The organism is Aphanothece microscopica RSMan92 (genome assembly GCF_046613545.2).
In the GTDB taxonomy this organism is placed as follows: Bacteria; Cyanobacteriota; Cyanobacteriia; order PCC-6307; family Cyanobiaceae; genus NIES-981.
Map to the genome: position 1 here is coordinate 1 of NZ_JBKKKY020000130.1, position 2,525 is coordinate 2,525.

At 68.4% G+C, this 2,525-nt stretch carries 4 protein-coding genes; 2 read left to right on the top strand and 2 right to left on the bottom strand.

Annotated elements, in window-relative coordinates; translation table 11 throughout:
- The coding region (locus ACLD7X_RS16280; protein WP_411424730.1) for a Crp/Fnr family transcriptional regulator at positions 1-344 on the top strand (344 nt) is incomplete at its 5' end.
- Between the two features lie 31 nt (positions 345-375).
- Here the strand turns inward: ACLD7X_RS16280 and ACLD7X_RS16285 are convergent.
- Together ACLD7X_RS16285 and ACLD7X_RS16290 are read right to left on the bottom strand one after the other, a co-directional pair.
- Complete coding sequence (locus ACLD7X_RS16285) at positions 376-1,452, bottom strand: GTP 3',8-cyclase MoaA (RefSeq protein ID WP_411424731.1); 1,077 nt, start codon at positions 1,450-1,452, stop codon at positions 376-378.
- A gap of 29 nt (positions 1,453-1,481) precedes the next feature.
- Positions 1,482-2,126 carry a molybdenum cofactor guanylyltransferase gene (locus ACLD7X_RS16290; RefSeq protein ID WP_425625382.1) on the bottom strand — a complete coding sequence of 215 codons (645 nt, stop codon included), beginning with the start codon at positions 2,124-2,126 and terminating at the stop codon, positions 1,482-1,484.
- Between the two features lie 103 nt (positions 2,127-2,229).
- Between ACLD7X_RS16290 and ACLD7X_RS16295 the strand changes: the two genes are divergently transcribed.
- Positions 2,230-2,525, top strand: a 296-nt coding sequence (locus tag ACLD7X_RS16295; RefSeq protein WP_411424733.1) for an MFS transporter, incomplete at its 3' end; no start/stop codon positions are given.

Here is a 2,525-nt window from a genome sequence, read left to right on the forward strand (position 1 = left end):
CCGATGCCCTCGCGGAGGTGGAGCTCGCCCCCGGCGAGCCGCTGTTCGCGAAGGACGATCTGGGCACCTGCATGTACGTGGTCGTCTCCGGCCTCGTCCGGGTTCATCTCCACGATCAGACCGTGGCGGAGCTGGGCCCCGGGGAGATCGTCGGTGAGCTGGCCGCCCTGGATCCTGAGCCGCGCTCCGCCTCCGTGAGCGCCCTGGAGCCCACCTGCCTCTACCAGATCGAGCAGGCCACGCTCGAGGACCTGATGGAGGTGCACCCCAAGATCATGAAGGCCGTGATCGCGTCGCTGGCCCATCGCCTGCGCGCCACCACGGCCCCCTATGGCCAGTCCTGAGGCCCCGGCGGCCTGGGCCTGCCCCCGCGGCCTACCCGCCCAGGTAGGCCATCTCGGCGTGGGGCGCCCTGCCGACGGCTCCGCTCCGGTTCCGCTCCTCGCTGTAGCGATCGTCGCGATGTCGCCACAGATCAGCCAGGGCCTGCCTCAGTCCGGCGGCATCGCCGTGGGGGCGTAGCCAGGGCCGGAGATCGGTTCCCTGGGCAGCGAACAGACAGGTGTACGCCACCCCATCGGCGGTGACGCGCAGGCGGTTGCAGTCGCCGCAGAAGGGGGCAGTGATCGAGGCCACCACGGCCAGATGCAGGCCATCGGGGCGATCGCGGTAGCGCCAGCGGCTGGCGGTGCCGTGCATGGGGCGGCCGGCCGGCTCCAGGGGCCACCGGCTCTGGATCAGCTCCAGCATCGCGGCGGCCGGCATCACTTGCTTGGCGTTCCAGCCGTTGCGGTTGCCCACATCCATGAATTCGATCAGGCGCAGCTCCACGCCGAGGCGCCGGGCCAGGGCGGCGAGGGGCAGCACCTGGTCGGCATTGCGGTGACGGGCGATCACCGCATTGAGCTTCAGCTCACCCCGGGCCGGGTCGAAGCCTGCCGCGTGGGCGTTCTCGATGGCGTCCAGCACCCTGGCCAGCAACCGCTCTCCCTGGCGAGCGCTGTCGCTGCCGCCTTCGAGGCCGGCCATGCGGGCCACGCTGGCGCCATCGGCGCCATCCAGGCTGAGGGTGATCCGATCCAGGCCAGCCTGCCGCAGCGCCCGGGCCCGCTCGGCGCTGAGCAGCACCCCATTGGTGGTGAGGGCGATCTCCTCCAGACCGCCGTCCGCACCGGGGCCGCGGTCCCGCAGCGGACGCAGCCGGTCGATCAGCGCTTCGACGTCCCGGTGCAGCAGGGGTTCCCCCCCCGTGAGCCGCAGGCGGGTGAAGCCGAGGCTGGCGGCCGTGGCGACCAGCTGGTGACGTTCAGCAAGGCTCAGCAGGCCGGGAGGATCGTGGTCATCGGGGCAGCAATAGGGGCAAGCCAGGTTGCAGCGGGCCGTCAGGGAGAGCCGCAGCACCCCGGGGCGACGCCCATGGCGATCCAGCAGAGCACCAGCAGCAGGGGACACGGCGGATGGGCTTGGGCAGGACACCGCGATCAGCCTGGCGTAGGCGCGGCCCAATCCGCCGGATGGTTGCAGTTGCGCAGGGCGCCAGCAGGCAACCGCACGCTGGACACGGCTTGCTGGGCCAGCCAGCCCTCCATGCTGCGGTGGCCTGCGGCCAGCCAGCGCTGCAGGGATCGCCGCAGCACGGCCGAGGCTGGATAGACCCCCAGCAGGTACTGCTGCCGCACGCCGTCATCGGCCACGTGAACCCTCTCCAATGCCAGCCGGGCGCTGTCCCGCAGGACCTCCAGGCTGCGTTCATCCAGCCACGGCATGTCCACCGGGCAGAGCAGCAACCGTTCACCGCCATGCAGGGCCATCAGATGGGCGAGGGAATGCAGCGGACCCTGGCCAGACTCGGGCTCACTGGTCGTCACCACGGGAACCCCAAGGGAAGGTTGAAGCCTGTGGGCGAGACGCCGATGGTTTGGGTGGCCGCTGCAGAGAGTGATCGGCTCCCCCAGGGCGGCCAGCCGTTGCAGAGTCCGACTGAGCCAAGTGCCTCCGTCCGGGTGGGGGAGCAGGGCCTTATCGGTGCCCATGCGGCGACTGGAGCCGCCAGTGAGCAGGCAACAGCGCAGGGGCGGGGGATCGGCGATTGTCAGGGCTTGGGAATTCGGTAGCTTCAACGACAAAGGAGCGGAATGCCGGCTGTTGCAATGGATAAGCGGTTGGCATTTTGCGCCGTATCAAGATCTGACTCAGCCTTTTGAAGTCTGATCACAGTACTCAACTCTAATGCTCGGCGAACTCTGGTCGCTCCAAGGGAGATACAAAACTCTCCACCTCACTTGGTTTGCTTTCTTCCTCACATTTGTTGTCTGGTTCAACCTCGCCCCACTGGCGACGACCATCAAGGCTGACTTCGGCCTTTCCGTTCCCCAGATTCGCACCCTGGCGATCTGCAACGTGGCGCTCACCGTTCCTGCGCGCATCCTGATCGGGATGCTGCTCGACAAGTTCGGGCCACGGATCACGTATTCGACACTGCTCGTCTTCTCGGCGATACCCTGCCTTCTCTTCGCCGCTGCACA